This window comes from Acidovorax sp. ACV01 (genome assembly GCF_014851495.1).
Classification (GTDB): domain Bacteria; phylum Pseudomonadota; class Gammaproteobacteria; order Burkholderiales; family Burkholderiaceae_C; genus Acidovorax; species Acidovorax radicis.
Genome location: NZ_JACUZT010000001.1, coordinates 651,102 through 666,694, shown reverse-complemented (window position 1 = coordinate 666,694; position 15,593 = coordinate 651,102). Strand labels below are relative to the sequence as shown.

Sequence of the window (15,593 nt, the reverse complement as noted above, 5' to 3'; positions counted from 1 at the left end):
TGGCTTGGCGTTGACCGCATCTCGCGCGGCCTCAATCGCCTGCAGCAAGCTCTTGTCCTCATCGCTACCCGGGCCCTGCTGCACCTCGTCCTGTGATCAGCACCACCCACTTGTCGACGGCGACAATGTGGAGCCCCCATCACACGGGGCTATGTGAAAAGACCAACGCTAGACAGGAAGCCCTCAATGAGCAAGGCAGGCATTCAATCCAATCGTGGAGATGGCTATCAGACGCTGGTTGCCTTTGAATGGGCACTCACCGTTCTCGATGATCCAACCTTTGAATGGCTTGAGGTCGATGCCGCGACGCTAAAGGTTGATGACGTAGTCATCGGCAAAACAGACGGTTCAAAGATTTGCTGCCAATGCAAAAAGAACCAAACAGAGCATCAGGCGTGGTCAGTGACGGATCTGGCTGGCGAACTTCAAAAAACCAGCCTCATGCTTGCCAGTGACCCGAAGACCTCTGTACGTTTCTATTCCCGAAGTCCCTTCGGGGAATTGGCAGCCTTGCGGGAGTTCAGCACCACCTATGCCGACGAGGCCAACTACCAAGCAAACTTGGGGCAGGCAACGGGGACGACAGATGCAAAACTGAAAACCCAGCTTGCGCATCACACGCCGACACTTTCCACCTACGACTTCCTTCGTCGCACCACATTTGAATCCAGTCCAGAGCTGGATCGCATGGAAGCACTGCTCCGCGAGCGCCTGCGTCGGTTGGCAAGCAACCCAGATGCTGCATTCAATGCCCTTTGGACGCGCCTTGACCAGCTCGGCTTTCGCGCTGACGGTCAGAACGGACAAAACGCCGCGGTACAACACCGCCTGACCAAAGCCGACCTTCAGTCCATCCTTCATGCTGCAGGTTCCATGCTGGCATTGCCCATGGATGTGGCCGAAGTTCGCTCTGCGTTTGGAAGCACGTCCTCCATCGGCAGAAAGTGGCGCCGAGATATTGCTGGCGAAACCGTTTCGACACCCTTAGTAGCTGAAATCCTGGCTGCGATTGAATCAAAGCCCTCGTCCATTTTGCTGACCGGCCAGCCAGGCGCTGGCAAAACATGCGTGATGCTGGCCTTGCAGGAAGCGCTTGAGCAGCAAGCCCAGTCCCGTTCAGATCGTTTTCCCATATTTATCCAATCCCGCGAATTTGCGGACCTAGACACTGCGCAAGATCGCCAGGCGCAAGGGCTGCCACAAAACTGGGTTGAGCGCACGGCACGCATGGCTGAAGAAGCCCATGTGGTGGTGGTCATTGATTCGCTCGATGTGCTTTCCATCGCCCGCGAACACAAGGTGCTGGACTACTTTCTTGCTCAGATGGATCGCCTGCTGAGGCTGCCCAATGTAACGGTCACAACCGCTTGCCGCGACTTTGACCGCCAATATGACAGACGGATTGCCCAACGGAAATGGAGCAACGAATTCAAGTGCCAACCGTTGAACTGGGAGACAGAAATTGCCCCTCTGCTCGCGAGACAAGGCATCGATACTTCCAGTTTGGATGACGCCACCCGGCAGCTGATTCAGAACCCGCGTGAACTGGCCTTGTATGTGGAACTGGCAGGCCAAGACGGTAGCTTCAACGTGGTGACCAGCCAAGCATTGGCTCAAAGGTACCTAGACACCATTGTTCAAGCCAACGATGAACTGGGTGATGCCGCCATGCAGGCTATCGAGGCCATCGCAACAGAAATGCTGAGGCATCGCAGCCTGTCAGTACCGCCGCAGCGGTTGGCAGCGTCCGATTTGGTCCGCAGGTCTCTACTGAGTCACAACGTCTTGCAGATAGCCCAAGACGGGAAACTGACCTTCGGGCACCAAACTTTGCTTGATGTACTAGTCATCAGTGATGCCCTACGTCACGGCAAGACATTGAATGCTTTTATTCAAGACTTGCCGCCAGTGCCTTTCGTGCGCCCCAGCATCCGCAGTTTTGTGGCCCAACTGGCCGCTGGTGATAGGAAGACATTTCGCAGCCAATTGCGTACCGCACTCACCCAGAAACATGCATTTCACATCCGTCGCCTAGTAGCGGAATGCTTCGCTGAGCAAATACCTCGGGACGATGACTGGCAGCTGATTCGCGATTTGCGAGCGCTACATCCAGAAGTCTTCCAAGTCATCTATACCAAAGCTATTCGACTGGAATGGCATCACTTCTGGATGAAGCATTTGGTGCCCGAGTTGAAACGTCAACGGGACAGTGAAGCAATGACAAGGCATGTTCACCGTGTCTCATTTTGGAAAAATGATGATGTGGGGGGAGTAGTGGACTTCTGGACAGAAGCGCTAGCGACAGATTGGGTGGACCGCGCGCACTTGGCTGACCAATTGACCTCTGCCATCGCAAGCATGGATCAAATGCATGAAGGTCAGATGTCTTCATTGTTGAAATCCTTGCTGAGCATGCCGAGGGGAAAACGCAGTTTTCTCGGCAAGGCTTTAGCCCGTTGTATTACCGCAGGAGGGCTCGACGACGAAGTACTGTGGAAGTACATCGCAGAGGAGGTCAGCAATGATGATTTGATGGGATACCAATGGGACAAGAATCTACATTGCGAGCCGCATGAATTTGGCAATTCGAATGATCGCTTCTTGCGGCGGCGTATGCGGGATTCTGTCTCCCTGCTGAACTTGGCCGTAGATGCTCTGGAGCGGTGGAGCCAAATTCAAGCATTGCGATACGGAAATCGAAGGTTTCGGACTAGCTTCTTGCGTGAAACGTCCTATGAGAACACTCATAGTCAGACCGGTCTTAGGCATGTTGGCAGCGGAAGGATCTTTATGGATGCCATCGAGGCAGCGGTAATCGACCATGCTGCGCTCAACTCGGATTGGTGGCAACGGAATCGCCACCGCCTTTGCTCCCATGCAGAAGGTTCACTGCGGTACTTCGCCATATTGGCTTGTACAGCAACGCCAATCAGCAATCTGGATGTAATCGGCCTTATGGTGTGCGATGCAGAACTTCTTGAATCCGAGTTGTCCTTCGAACTGGGAACGCTGATACAGACAACTTTCCATGAGTTGGACTCAGGCATCCAGGATGCAGTCGAGGCGCGCATTTTGGGTATCCCTCATGAAGACTCCAGCGAAACGGGGCATCCTATTTGGAGACTGCACCAACAAGCCCAATTGATTCTGTCCATCCCTGGGTACCTCCGAAGCCCTGCAAGCCAAGCCGTGGTGGATAAAGTCGAATGCTTGACCTGGCCTCTTGTAAGGCAGGCACGCATTGGCTCTGGTGGTGGATGGGTTGCACCACCATTTACCTTTGAGGTTTTCTTGAATTGCAGTGACCTGGCTGTACAGAAATTACTCGGCCACTATGACGGCTACCCAAAAAACACCTTCGATGACTTTTTGATTGGGGGGGAACGAGAGGTTGGAGTTCAACTTCAAGAAGCCTCAGCACGCAATCCATCCCGATTCATCGCCTTTTTACTTAGCTATTGGGGAAAAATACCCAAGAATTTCCGTGGCAGCGTTATGGATGGAGTTGCAAACTACCTTTCGATCCGCTATGGCAATTTGCAGCCTAGTGGAACTTGGGCACCCGTAGAAGAAGCTGATGCTGCGATGCTGATTCAATCCATGCTGAGTACGCTCGAAAAATACCCAGAACAATGGCATCACAGCCGTGAGGCGGCAAAAGCTTTGGAAGCCTGCGCGAATGTAGTTCGCGACACGTTGACAGCAGAAAGGCTGGTGGCATTAACCACCGGCTTTTTGGCAATGGTTGAGAAAGAATCCGTTTCGGGGGATTCAGTTGACTTGTTAACCATTGGTATCAATATGGCAAAAGGCAATGCTGTCGATGCCTTGATGATTTTGGCTACAACTCTTCAAGAAAACAACACCTCGTGGCCCCGACTTCTAGCGCCGACTCTAAGCAGCTTTGCGGACGATGCTCACCCTGCAGTTCGGGCAGTCATGCTTCGGCGCTTGCCCTATTTGCAAAGCCTTGCTCCGGAATTTGGCTGGCAACTGTTTGACATCGCCATGCAACAGACCGCTCCTGGGCTCTGGAAGATGGCTGAACCTTGTTTGTACTACGCATATCACCAGAGGTTTGAGATGGTCAAGCCTTGGCTTTCTCAGCTGGCTGCCACCGGCATTGGCAAAGATCTGGAAACCTGGGGTCGTATTGCTGCGCTCGCTGCACTAAGCGGCAAGTTGGATTTCAACCTGTTGCTTGAGCAGCTAAAAGCCGTGAATATGGTTGAGGCTTGGCGAGGCGCTGCAAGTGTGTGGAGCCACCCCGAGAATTACCATGGTCATTCACAGCAATGTTGCGTCGGTCTTGAAGTTGGCATGTCTCCAGAGAACCCAAATGCAGCCGCTGTTGCCCGCAAGTTGCGACACCTGTTCAGGGAGACTTCATCGTTGGTGGTCGTACCCCATTCGGTAATCAAACGCTGTTTTGAGCTTCTCGAAAAGGAAACTGAATCCAATCGGCCGGAACTATACGGGTTTGATGCATGGCTAAACGCGGTGTCTCACCGTGAGCCAGAAGTGGCGCTGGCAGTTAGCGAAATCTTCCTGGAGTTTGTGCAACGTACTAGGCCCCACCTGTACGACCACGAAAACAATCTTACTCAACTGCTGACCCATCTTTTTGCCCATGCAGAAGAGGTTGAGGAGTCGGATGGCGGGGCCATGATTCAACGCGTCGTAGCGCTCCAAGACAAATTACTTGCCATCGACGTGAATGGCATCAGTGAATGGCTGAAGGCAGCGGAAAGACAGTGACTGCCTGTGACAGTTCTATTGGGCACTCACAGTCTAAGCAGTCAAATGCTTGCAATTTCGACGGAGCGTTCAAGGCCGAAAGCTCAAGTGCCAAAGAGAACCGCCCGCCTTTGCACACCGGTCCGGCACCCAGAGAGCCCACTGGCCTCCCCTACGGCAAATTTTCCCGAAAAATCACCTGACTCCGCGTAGTCTCCACCCCATTCGTCGGCTCCCGCCCATCCCGCACATTCGCAAAAATCCGCACGCAGTTCATCACCGCGCCCTGCGGGTTCTGGGTGATCACCGCGTCCATCGTCCCATCGATCAGCAGCGCCCGCGTATCCGGCGTGAGGCCGTGGCCGATGAACACGATCTTGCGGTCCGCACCAGCCTCTTTCAGCGCCCGGCCGATGCCTTCCGCCCCGCCGCCGATGTTGTAGATGCCTGCTAAATCGTCATGCTGCTCCAACAGCGCGCGGGCTTGGCGGTAGTTGCGTTCGGCGTCGTCCTGGCCTTCGCGCACGCCCACCACCTGCACCAGGGGGAACTGCTCTTCAAACAGGTGCAAAAAGCCCGCTTCGCGCTCCTCGTGGGCGCGGTAGCGCAGTGATCCCACAATCATCGCCACATGCGCCTTGCGGCTGTGGGCCAGGGGGCCCATGAAGCGGGCGATCAAATAGGCGGCGGTGCGGCCTGCGGCGCGGTTGTCCAGGCCCACGTAGGCCACGCGGCGCGAGTTGGACAAGTCCGATATCAGCGTGACGGTGGGCACGCCCTGCTCTGCCAGCTGGGCCACGGCCTCGCGCACCACGGGGTGCTCCAGCGCCATGAAGGCGATGCCGTCGCAGCGCTTGCCGTAGTGCAGCAGCGCTTTGGCCAGCGCGTCGGGGTTGAAGCTCTCGATGTACGCCGCCTGGCAGCGCACGTTGAACGGTGCCCAGTGGTCCTGCGCGTAGCCGATCACGTCGCCCAGCATTTGCAGAAAGCGGTTGCTGCCCTCGGGGATCAGCACCATCAGGCGCAAGGGTTGCGGTTGCAGCGCTGCGTGCAGTTCGGCCTGCGGCAGGTAGCCCAGGGTGGCAGCGGCCTGCAGCACCCGCTGCGCGGTGGCGTTGCGCACGCCCGATCGCTGGTTCAGCACCCTATCGACCGTGGCGGTGGAGACGCCGGACAGCTGGGCGATGTCGGGGATGCGCGGGCTGCGGGGACTGCTGGGGTTGGACGGGTTTTGGGCCATGTCAATTCAATCAAAAACCATCATCTAGTTTGCTGGTATTTGATGGATTCCGCGGATAGTATCACTGGGCGTTCGGTGCTGAAAGGCATCAGAAACCATCAGTACAAACCCTAGGTTGTGACGGCTGGCACGCTCGCCAAGCCGATCACGCAGGAGACAAAGACATGCCTGGTATTTCCGCTCACGATCACGCTCGCCTGCGCCCACAGGGCAAGCCGCCAGCTTTTGGCCGCCGCGCCAGCACTCGCTGATTGACGCGCACGGCTGCCCCGCTCATGACCTACGAGTTCGACTTTGCCAGCGTGCTGGCCAACTGGCCCCAGTTTCTGGAAGGGGCGTGGATGACCATCCTGCTGTCCTTCCCGGCCACGGTGATTGGTTTTGTGGGCGGCACGCTGCTGGCCATTGGCCGCCGCAGCGACCAGCGCTGGCTTGTCAAGGCATGCGGTGCGTATGTGGAGGTGCTGCGCAACACGCCGCTGCTGGTGCAGGTGTTTCTGGTGTTCTTTGGCCTGGCCAGCCTGGGCTTCAAGGTATCGGCGTTTGCTGCGGCGCTGCTGACGCTGGTGATCAACGTGGCGGCCTACACCTGCGAAATCATGCGGGCGGGCATGGATTCGATCCACAAGGGCCAGATCGAGGCGGCCGAGTGCCTGGGCCTCACGCGCCGGCAGGTGTACTGGCACGTGGTGCTGCGCCCGGCGATGGAGAAGGTGTACCCCGCGCTCACCAGCCAGTTCGTGCTGCTGATGCTGGCATCGTCCATCACCTCGCAGATTTCGGTCGAAGAACTCACGGCCGTGGCGGCGCGGGTGCAGTCCGAGACCTTTCGCCCGTTTGAGGCTTACATCCTGGTGGCGGTGGCGTACCTGGCTTTGTCGCTGCTGATGCGGCTGGGGCTGTGGGTGTTCGGGCAGATGGTGTTCACGCGCCAACGCAAACTAGGGAGCGCCAAATGATCGACGGTGGCCTGAACTCCTATCACCTGCAGTACCTGATGTGGGGCGCGCTGTGGACCATCGGCCTGTCGCTGATTGCGTTTGTGGGCGGTGGCCTGGCCGGGGGCGTGATTGCGCTGTGCCGCGTCAGCCCGATCAAGGCGGTGCGCTGGGCGACCATTGCGTGGATCCAGATCATCCAGGGCACGCCGCTGCTGGTGGTGCTGTTCCTGTGTTACTTCGGCCTGTCCATTGCGGGCTTGGAGCTGCCCGCCATCGTGGCGGCCAGCATCGCGATGATTGTTTACGTCAGCGCATACCTGGGCGAGATCTGGCGCGGGTGCATCGAGTCGGTGCCGCGCACGCAGTGGGAGGCGGCCGAGTGCCTGGCCCTGTCGCGCACCCAGCGCATGCGGCTGGTGGTGCTGCCGCAGGCAGTGCGCATTGCCACGCCGCCCACGGTGGGCTTCATGGTGCAGATCGTGAAGAACACCTCGCTGGCGTCCATCGTGGGGTTTATCGAGCTGGTGCGTGCCGGGCAGCTCATCAACAACTCGATCTTTCAGCCTTTTACCGTGTACCTGCTGATCGCCGTCGTCTACTTTGCGATGTGCTACCCGCTGTCGGTGTGGAGCCGCAAGCTGGAGCAGCGCCAGCAGTTTGGAAACCGTGGCACAGCCACTGTGCCTGTGACCACCGCATGAAACGAGAAGACACCATGAACCTCGCCCAAGACGCTGCTGTGCACCCTTTTGCGCAAGCTGCTCTGTCTGCACAACAACTACGACAACGACAACAGCCCGTGGTTGAACTGAAAGACGTCCACAAGAGCTTTGGCAGCAACCAGGTGCTCAAGGGCGTGTCGTTTGCCATTCCCAAGGGCCAGGTGGTGGCCATCATCGGCAAAAGCGGCTCGGGCAAGAGCACGGCACTGCGCTGCATCGACCGGCTGGAGATCATCGACAGCGGCACCATCAACGTCTGCGGCCACGCGGTGCACGACCCCGCCATCGACCTGCGACAGCTGCGCCAGGACGTGGGCATCGTGTTCCAGAGCTACAACCTCTTCCCGCACCTGACGGTGGAGCAGAACATCACGCTGGCCCCCAAGGCCGTGAAGAACATGCCCGCGGCCAAGGCGCGCGAGATTGCCGCCCGCACGCTGCAGCAGGTGGGCCTGGCCGACAAGGCGCAGGCCTACCCCGAGCAGTTGTCGGGCGGGCAGCAGCAGCGCGTAGCCATTGCCCGGTCGCTGGCGATGGAGCCGCAGGTGATGCTGTTCGACGAGGTGACATCGGCGCTAGACCCGCAGCTCACTGGCGAGGTGCTGCGCGTGATCGAAGCCCTGGCCCAGGGCGGCATGACCATGGTGCTGGTCACCCACGAAATGGAGTTTGCCGCCCGGGTAGCCGACACCATCATCTACATGCACGAAGGCAAGGTGTGGGAGACGGGCCCGGGCGCGATGCTCAAGAACCCGCAGACCGCCGAGCTGCGCGACTTTCTTTCTCACGGGCTCTGAGTTTCAGCTTCAGCCCTGCCCCTTTCGATTCCGTATCCAAAAACCACCAGGAGACAACCACCATGACCGCTTCCCTCTTCTTCCGCCGCACCTTGCTGGCTGTGGGCGCCGCCGCCCTGTGCGTGCCCGCCATGGCCGAGCTGGCCGACATCAAGTCCGCCGGCAAGTTGCGCGTGGGCATCGACTTTGGCGCGCCGTTCTATGGCTACGTGGACGACAAGATGAAGCCCGTGGGCTCGGACGTGGAAGCGGCCGAGCTGCTGGCCAAGGACCTGGGCCTGACGCTGGAGATCGTGAACACGACGAACTCGGCACGCATCCCCAACCTGCTGTCCAACAAGGTGGACCTGATCATCTCGTCGCTGTCGATCACGCCCGAGCGCCAGAAGGCGGTGGACTTTTCCATCCCCTACGGCGCTATCCAGGCTGCAGTGGGCGCACCCAAGAGCCTCAAGCTCACCAGCATTGACGACCTGGCCGGCAAGACCGTGGCCGTGACGCGTGGTGGCCCGCAGGACAAGATCGTGACCGAGCGCGCGCCGCAGGCCAAGGTGGTGCGGTTTGATGACGAGTCCGCCTCCATCACCGCAGCTGCCACGGGCCAGGCCGACATCGTGGCCATCACGCCGCCGATCATCGCGGCCATCGCCAAGAAGAACCCGTCGCGCGACTTCGAGACCAAGTTCATCCTGCAGTCGTACCAGCTGGGCGTGGCGATGCGCAAGGGCCAGCCCGAGCTGATGGCCGCCGTGAACGGCTGGATCAAGACCAACCTGGCCAACGGCAAGCTCAACGACATCCATGTGAAGTACGCGGGCGTGCCGATCCCCAAAGAAATCATCGACGGCGCGAAGTAAGTAAATAAAGCAAGCCTGCAACCTGGGCGGCGCCTGACGGGCCCCGCCCGGCTGCGCCCTGCCCTGACGCATCACCACCAAAGGAAATTCTTATGAGCCGTCATTTCGGCGCCATCCGCCAACTTGGCTATGTGGTCCACGACATCGAAGCCGCCATGGACTACTGGAGCAAGACCCTGGGCGTGGGCCCCTGGTTCTACAACCCGAAGGTTCCGATCAAGAACTACGTTTACAAGGGCGAATCGTACGAGCCGCACAACTCGGTGGCGCTGGCCAACTCGGGCTATGTGCAGGTCGAGCTGATCCAGACGCGCAACGACGTGCCATCCATGTACCGCGACTTTCTGCAGGCCGGGCGCACCGGGTTGCAGCACGTGGCGTACTGGACGAGCGACTACGACGCCGACCTGGCGCGGCTGACGGCCCAGGGCTTCAAGACGGTGATGAGCGGCGAGGTGGGCGAAAAAGGCCGCTTTGTCTACTTCGATACCGAATACCACCCCGGCACGGTGATCGAGCTGTCGGAGGTGGCCGGCCCCAAGGGGCGCATGTTCGACCTGATCCGTTCGGAGTCGGAGACCTGGGACGGCACGACGGACCCGGTGCGGCCGTTCCCGGATCTCTCCAAGATCTGATGAAAGCCTGAAGAAGGTCTGAGTTTTGAGCCAAATTGGCCTCTAGCGCTTTTTCCATAAGCACTCTCAGCTATCAAAACAGTAGTAGCACACCCCATGTCCCCAGACCGCTTTGAAGCCACCTACCTGATCGAAACCCCGCTGGACCCGGCTCACGTGGCCGAAGTGCTGGCAGGCGAACAGTCGTGCGGCACCTTCACCCGGGTCGAGGGCGAGACCGACGCACTGCGCGAACGCGCCCGCGCCACGGTCGAATCGGTGGAGCTGCTGGACGTGGCGCCCGCCCCTTCGCTGCCCAACGGGTGGATGCAGCGGCGCGGCATGTTCGACACGCCGCAGACCTGGCAGCGGGCCCGGCTGCGCGTGAGCTTTCCGTGCGACAACATCGGGCCCAACCTGCCAACGCTGGCCGCCACGGTGTCGGGCAATCTGTACGACCTGGGCGAGGTCACCGGCCTGCGCCTGGAGTCGATGAAGCTGCCCAGCGCCTACCGCGCCCAGTTCGACATGCCCCGCCACGGCATCGCCGGCACCCGCGCGCTGACCGGCGTGCAGGGCCGCCCGCTGATCGGCACCATCATCAAACCCAACGTGGGCTTGTCGGCCGAAGAAACCGGCGACCTGGCGGGACGCCTGTGCGCTGCCGGGGTGGACTTCATCAAGGACGACGAGGTCTGCGCCAACCCCGTTCACGCCCCGCTGGCCGACCGCGTCAAGGCCGTGATGCGCCGGGTGCGCGCCCACCAAGACAAGACCGGCAAGCTGGTGATGGTGGCCTTCAACATCACCGACGAAACCGACGCCATGCGCCGCCACGCCGACCTGATTGCCGCCGAGGGTGGCAGTTGTGTGATGGTCAGCCTGAACTGGTGCGGCTACTCCGCCGTGCAAACCCTGCGCCGCCACACGCCGCTGGCGCTGCACGGCCACCGCAACGGTTACGGCGCGCTGTCGCGCCACCCGCTGCTGGGCTTTTCGTTCAACGCCTGGCAGACGCTGTGGCGCCTGGCGGGCGTGGACCACATGCATGTGCACGGCCTGCAGGGCAAGTTCTCGCAGACCGACGAGGAAGTGATCGAGTCGGCCCACGACACGCTGGCCCCGCTGTGTGATGGGCTGGACGACCGCGTGTTGCCCGCCTTCTCCAACGGCCAGTGGGCCGGCACCGTGCCCGCCACGTGGGACAGCATCCAGTCCAACGACCTGCTGTTCATGTCTGGCGGCGGCATCCTGGCGCACCCGGACGGCCCCGCTGCGGGCGTGGCCAGCCTGCAGCAGGCCTGGGACGCGGTGCAAAAGGGCGAGACCCTGGCCCAGCGCGCCACCCACGCATCCGAGCTGCGCCGGGCCATCGAATTCTTCGGCAAGAAATAAACGATGACGACGACGGCCCCTCTGTACGGCTGGTACGGCGACGACTTCACAGGCGCCACCGACACGCTGGCCGTGCTGGCCCAGGCCGGCCTGCGCTCGATGTTGTTCATGGGCGTACCCAGCGCCGAGGCCCTGGCCGCTGCCGGGCCGCTCGATGCGGTGGGCATCGCGGGCGCTGCGCGCGCCATGCCGCCAGAGGCCATGCGGGCCGAGATGTCCGCTGTAGGCCGCTTCTTTGAAAAGCTGGCGCCGCCGGTGCTGCACTACAAGGTGTGCTCCACCTTCGACAGCGCCCCGCATGTCGGCAACATCGCTTGCGGCATTCAGACCCTGCACCCGTTCGTGAACAACCGCTGGGTGCCCATCGTGGGCGGGCAGCCCAGCCTGGGGCGCTACTGCGCGTTCAGCAACCTGTTCGCTGCCGCAGGCACGGGCGGCGCCGTGCACCGCATCGACCGGCATCCCACCATGCGCCAGCATCCGGTCACGCCCATGGGCGAGGCCGACCTCCGGCTCCATCTGGCGCGCCAGGGGCTGGATGGCATCACCGCCCTGCACTACCCGCTGTATGACGCCACCAACGACACCGACACCACCACCACCGTCGCCCTGGACGCCGCCCTGCAGGCCCTGCTGGCGCATGGCGCAGCGGCCCACGCCATGGCGCCCACCTTGCTGGACCTGACCACGCCCGGCCAATTGGCCACCGTGGGCCGCCTGCTGTGGCAGCAGTCCCAACACGCCCGGTTGCTGGCGGTGGGCTCCAGCGCCGTGGCCCAGGCACTGGTAGCCCACTGGGGCAAGCCGGCGTCCACAGCCACTGCACCGCTGGCGCCCGCCAACGGGCCGGTGTTGGCCTGGGCGGGCAGCTTGTCCCCCCTGACTGCCGCGCAGGTGCAGGCCGCCACCGCATACCACCGCATCGCAGTGGACGCCCAGCGGCTGTGCAGCGACACGGCCTACGCGCAGGGTCTGCAGGACGCCCTGTGCGCAGGGCTGCAGAGCGGACAGAACGTGCTGGCCTTCACCGGCCCCACGGACGGCGCGCCGCTGGCCGCTGCGGCTTCGTCCACCGACGTCGCCCAGGCCAGCGCCGATCTGATCACCCGCGTGGTGCAAGCCCGCGCAGAACACGGCGCGCCACTGCGCCGCATCGGCATTGCTGGCGGTGACACGTCAAGCCACGCAGTCCAGGCGCTGCAGTTGTTGGGGCTGTCGTACAAGACCACGGTCTGCCCGGGCGTCACGCTGAGCAGCGCGCACAGCGCAGACCCGTCACGCCATGGGCTGGAGTTGATGCTCAAGGGCGGACAGATGGGGGGAGCGGATCTGTTCGAAAGGCTGCTCGGCACTGCCTGACGGAGACATCCAGGCGATAAAAAGCCCGCGCATGGCGGGCTCCTTATGGAAAGGCTTAGCGGCAGGCAAACCTGCAGCTATTCCTTTAAACGCGTGGAACGGGAGTTCCCGAGTTCACGCACAGCGCCAGGTTCAGCGCCTTGATGGCCGTCTTGTAGTCCTCGCGCTCGATCACGAACTGCATGTTCACCTGCCGCAGGGTCTGGGACACGCAGTTCACGTTGACCCGCGCATCGGCCAGCGCCTGTGCGGCCTTGGCCAGCACGCCAGGGATGCCGATGTTGGAGCCGATGGTGCACACAATCGCGCTGGGCTTGATCGTCACGATCTGGTAGCCCTCCTGCAGCTCCGCCACCAGCTCGGGCGTGACCTGGTTGTCCCACACCAGATGGGCGATGGAATTGGCGTTGGTCGCCTTCAGGATGTAGCTCACATCGTGCTTGCAGAACACGTTCATCAGGCCCGCATCAAAGCCCACCGTGCCCACCATGCTGGGGTCGTGGATCTCGATCAGCGTGACCTTGTCGGTGCCGGTCACGATCTCCACACGCGCGCGCTCACCCACGAAGTCCTTGGTGATCAGCGTGCCGGGGTGGTCGGGCTCGAAGGTGTTCTTGAGGCGGATGGGAATGCCCGCCAACTCCATGGGCTTGGCAGCCTTGGGGTGGATGGCTTCCATGCCCACGTCGGCCAGCTGGTCGGCCACGTCGTAGTTGGTGGCGCCCACCACGATGGCGTTTTCCAGGCCCACGAGGTTGGGGTCGGCGGACGACAGGTGAAATTCCTTGTGGATCACGGCCTCGGCGGGGCGCACTTCCACGGCGATCTTGCTGAACGTGACCTCGGAATAACCGCGGTCAAACTCGCGCATGATGCCTTCGGTGCCCTTGGTGTAGCCGGTGGCCACCACCACCTTGTCGCTCAGGTTGAGGCCCTTGAAGCTTTGCGCGATGCGCTCGTCGATGGTCCAGGCTTCGTTGTCTTCAAAGCCGGCCAGATCCATCAGGATGGCATTCACGCCGTTGGCCTTGAGGATCTCGACCGAGTTGAAGGCGCTGTGCGACTCGCCGATGGAGGCCAGCACTTCACGCGCAGCCAGCAGAACGTCGTGGCGGCTCAGGTAACCGCTGGCCAGCACGTGCTGCATGGCGCCCAGGTACTCGCGCGCCTGGCCGATGCGCTGGTCGATGAAGGCATCCGCCACATCGAGCGGCAGGCCAATGTCGGCGTAACCTGCGTTGAGATTTTTCAGGCTGACCGCCAAACCCGTCAAGGCATCCTGGTAACCCTTGCCTTCCGCAAACAAGGCATAAATGCCGCGCTCACCCGTCTTCTTGTGCTCCAGCAGCTGGTTCGTCACGCCTGAATAGGCCGACACCACGTAGATGCGGCCGTAAATGCGTTTGGGGTCGTGCAGCACGATGTGGCGCAGCACATCGCCAAAAGCGGTCATGGAAGTGCCGCCGATTTTCTCGACAGAGATCTTGGAGGAGTTGACGTCTGACATGGGCAAGCTCAGAGGAGCAAAAAAGATTGGGAGGCCGGGCGGATGTTCTGCCCCATGGATAGCGGCAGAAAACCCTCTATTTTCCACGACTTTTGTCGGGGCACTTTGGCGCGGGCCTGAAGGACCGCGCCTCAACATGAACGGGTTCTAAGGCCCATGTGTTTTACCGGGCCATCGCGTCCGCCTCGGCCTCAGGCCATAGCCTGGGAAACAAAAAGCGCAGCGCATGTTGCGGCAGCCCAAACCGCACCTTCCCTTGCGGCGAATCGGACACAAGCAGCCCGCGCCGCACCAGCGCACCCAACGCATCGGTGGCGCCCCGGTCGCTCATGCCCAGCATGGACTTGAAGTCGCCGCGCGCCATCTCTTCGCCGCTCAGAAACAGGTAGTGCAACCCGCGCAGCGACTCTTGCCGCGCGCCCGATTTTTCTACCGTGGCTTCGAACACCAGGCAGGCTTCGATGCGGGCCTTCAAGGTTTTGAAGTCCAGCATGTCAGTCATGAGGCCCACCTGGTCCTGACACACATCGAGCACATAGTCGGCCCAGGCGACCAGAGCCTGTTCGCTCAAGTTGCCGCGCCCGTCCAGATCGCCACGGCGCGCGCTGTCGGCGTCGGCAAGCAGCGCGTAATACTGCTCGGTGCTGCGTGCAAAACCTCGCAGGGGCGACCACAGCCCCCCGGTGTAGCCCAGCGCACTCAGCAAGGTATGCGTGTGCAACCGCATGACACGCCCATTGCCATCCACAAATGGGTGCACCCAGCCCAGACGCTGGTGCGCGCACGCCATGGCCACCAGCGCGGCTTCGCCCCGGCGCACACCGCTGTAGCAGGCCGCCCATCGCTCAAGAAACTGCGGCACGCTAGCCCAAGCCGGAGCCACATGCTGGCCCACCTGCACTTCGCGCTGGCGCAAGGCACCGGGTGCGATGGGTTCGTTTTCCGCCGTTACCAGGTCGGAGGATGGCAGCCGACCAAACAGCTCGCGGTGGAGCACCTGCCCCGCATCCACCGAATACAAGGCGCGAGCCCCCCCCACCCCGGCGTAACGTTGCTCCAAGGCGCTCTCCGCCTCTATGTGGGCCACGGCCAGGCGCTGCTTGGCGGCGAGCACTGCGTCTTGCGAAAAATCCTTGCGCAGCGCCTGCTCGATCTCGTGCGGACGCGTGTGCTGGCCCTCGATGCGGTTGGTGTAGTAGGAATTCATGCTGCGCAGCAGAGTGCGCAACTCGGGCGGCACCCGAGTGCCCGCCAACAATGTGGCGGCGCGGGACAGGTCGTGCGCCTTGGTCAGCAAAGGCTCCATCCGCGCATCGGATGGAAGCAAGGGCTCGAACTGATGGGGCGATGTGTACATGGCTGTATTTTGCCAACTTTATGACAATTACAAATGATTGATTTAATTAAATATTTATCAATTTATG

The 15,593-nt window shown here is 61.2% G+C and carries 11 protein-coding genes; 8 read left to right on the top strand and 3 right to left on the bottom strand.

Features of this window, described 5'->3' with window-relative positions; all coding sequences use genetic code 11:
* Positions 1-186: 186 nt before the first annotated feature.
* Positions 187-4,758 (top strand): NACHT domain-containing NTPase, encoded by a 4,572-nt coding sequence (locus tag IB243_RS03040; protein WP_192424883.1) that lies wholly within the window; start codon positions 187-189, stop codon positions 4,756-4,758.
* Between the two features lie 151 nt (positions 4,759-4,909).
* Here IB243_RS03040 and IB243_RS03035 read toward each other — a convergent pair whose 3' ends face one another.
* Positions 4,910-5,977, bottom strand: coding sequence for a LacI family DNA-binding transcriptional regulator (locus tag IB243_RS03035; RefSeq protein WP_192424881.1), 1,068 nt, complete (start codon positions 5,975-5,977; stop codon positions 4,910-4,912).
* Positions 5,978-6,252: 275 nt separating this feature from the next.
* Here IB243_RS03035 and IB243_RS03030 point away from each other — a divergent pair, with 275 nt between their 5' ends.
* From IB243_RS03030 to IB243_RS03000, 7 genes are all read left to right on the top strand, one after another.
* Positions 6,253-6,936 (top strand): amino acid ABC transporter permease, encoded by a 684-nt coding sequence (locus IB243_RS03030; RefSeq protein ID WP_192424879.1) that lies wholly within the window; start codon positions 6,253-6,255, stop codon positions 6,934-6,936.
* Complete coding sequence (locus IB243_RS03025) at positions 6,933-7,619, top strand: amino acid ABC transporter permease (protein WP_192424877.1); 687 nt, start codon at positions 6,933-6,935, stop codon at positions 7,617-7,619. The genes IB243_RS03030 and IB243_RS03025 overlap by 4 nt, the downstream gene beginning before the upstream one ends.
* 14 nt (positions 7,620-7,633) lie before the next feature.
* Positions 7,634-8,437 carry an amino acid ABC transporter ATP-binding protein gene (locus IB243_RS03020; protein WP_225584676.1) on the top strand — a complete coding sequence of 268 codons (804 nt, stop codon included), beginning with the start codon at positions 7,634-7,636 and terminating at the stop codon, positions 8,435-8,437.
* Between the two features lie 62 nt (positions 8,438-8,499).
* Positions 8,500-9,294: a transporter substrate-binding domain-containing protein gene (locus tag IB243_RS03015; protein WP_192424875.1), complete on the top strand. Its 795-nt coding sequence runs from the start codon at positions 8,500-8,502 to the stop codon at positions 9,292-9,294.
* Positions 9,295-9,386: 92 nt separating this feature from the next.
* Positions 9,387-9,929 carry a VOC family protein gene (locus tag IB243_RS03010; RefSeq protein ID WP_192424873.1) on the top strand — a complete coding sequence of 181 codons (543 nt, stop codon included), beginning with the start codon at positions 9,387-9,389 and terminating at the stop codon, positions 9,927-9,929.
* Between the two features lie 96 nt (positions 9,930-10,025).
* The gene (locus tag IB243_RS03005; RefSeq protein WP_192424871.1) at positions 10,026-11,303 is read left to right on the top strand and encodes a ribulose-bisphosphate carboxylase large subunit family protein; all 1,278 of its coding nucleotides are present in this window, start codon (positions 10,026-10,028) and stop codon (positions 11,301-11,303) included.
* Between the two features lie 3 nt (positions 11,304-11,306).
* Positions 11,307-12,662: a four-carbon acid sugar kinase family protein gene (locus tag IB243_RS03000; protein ID WP_192424869.1), complete on the top strand. Its 1,356-nt coding sequence runs from the start codon at positions 11,307-11,309 to the stop codon at positions 12,660-12,662.
* A gap of 85 nt (positions 12,663-12,747) precedes the next feature.
* On the opposite strand, the gene IB243_RS02995 is transcribed toward IB243_RS03000, so the two are convergent.
* The gene (locus IB243_RS02995; RefSeq protein ID WP_192424867.1) at positions 12,748-14,169 is read right to left on the bottom strand and encodes an aspartate kinase; all 1,422 of its coding nucleotides are present in this window, start codon (positions 14,167-14,169) and stop codon (positions 12,748-12,750) included.
* A gap of 163 nt (positions 14,170-14,332) precedes the next feature.
* Entirely contained in the window at positions 14,333-15,526 is a 1,194-nt protein-coding gene (locus IB243_RS02990) for a Fic family protein (RefSeq protein WP_192424865.1), read from the bottom strand.
* Positions 15,527-15,593 lie beyond the last annotated feature (67 nt).

Coding starts and splice junctions, on each gene's coding strand:
- IB243_RS03020 (WP_225584676.1), top strand. CDS start 7,634: ATGAACCTCGCCCAAGACGCTGCTGTGCACCCTTTTGCGCAAGCTGCT.
- IB243_RS03015 (WP_192424875.1), top strand. CDS start 8,500: ATGACCGCTTCCCTCTTCTTCCGCCGCACCTTGCTGGCTGTGGGCGCC.
- IB243_RS02995 (WP_192424867.1), bottom strand. CDS start 14,169: ATGTCAGACGTCAACTCCTCCAAGATCTCTGTCGAGAAAATCGGCGGC.
- IB243_RS03010 (WP_192424873.1), top strand. CDS start 9,387: ATGAGCCGTCATTTCGGCGCCATCCGCCAACTTGGCTATGTGGTCCAC.
- IB243_RS03005 (WP_192424871.1), top strand. CDS start 10,026: ATGTCCCCAGACCGCTTTGAAGCCACCTACCTGATCGAAACCCCGCTG.
- IB243_RS03035 (WP_192424881.1), bottom strand. CDS start 5,977: ATGGCCCAAAACCCGTCCAACCCCAGCAGTCCCCGCAGCCCGCGCATC.
- IB243_RS03040 (WP_192424883.1), top strand. CDS start 187: ATGAGCAAGGCAGGCATTCAATCCAATCGTGGAGATGGCTATCAGACG.
- IB243_RS02990 (WP_192424865.1), bottom strand. CDS start 15,526: ATGTACACATCGCCCCATCAGTTCGAGCCCTTGCTTCCATCCGATGCG.
- IB243_RS03000 (WP_192424869.1), top strand. CDS start 11,307: ATGACGACGACGGCCCCTCTGTACGGCTGGTACGGCGACGACTTCACA.
- IB243_RS03025 (WP_192424877.1), top strand. CDS start 6,933: ATGATCGACGGTGGCCTGAACTCCTATCACCTGCAGTACCTGATGTGG.
- IB243_RS03030 (WP_192424879.1), top strand. CDS start 6,253: ATGACCTACGAGTTCGACTTTGCCAGCGTGCTGGCCAACTGGCCCCAG.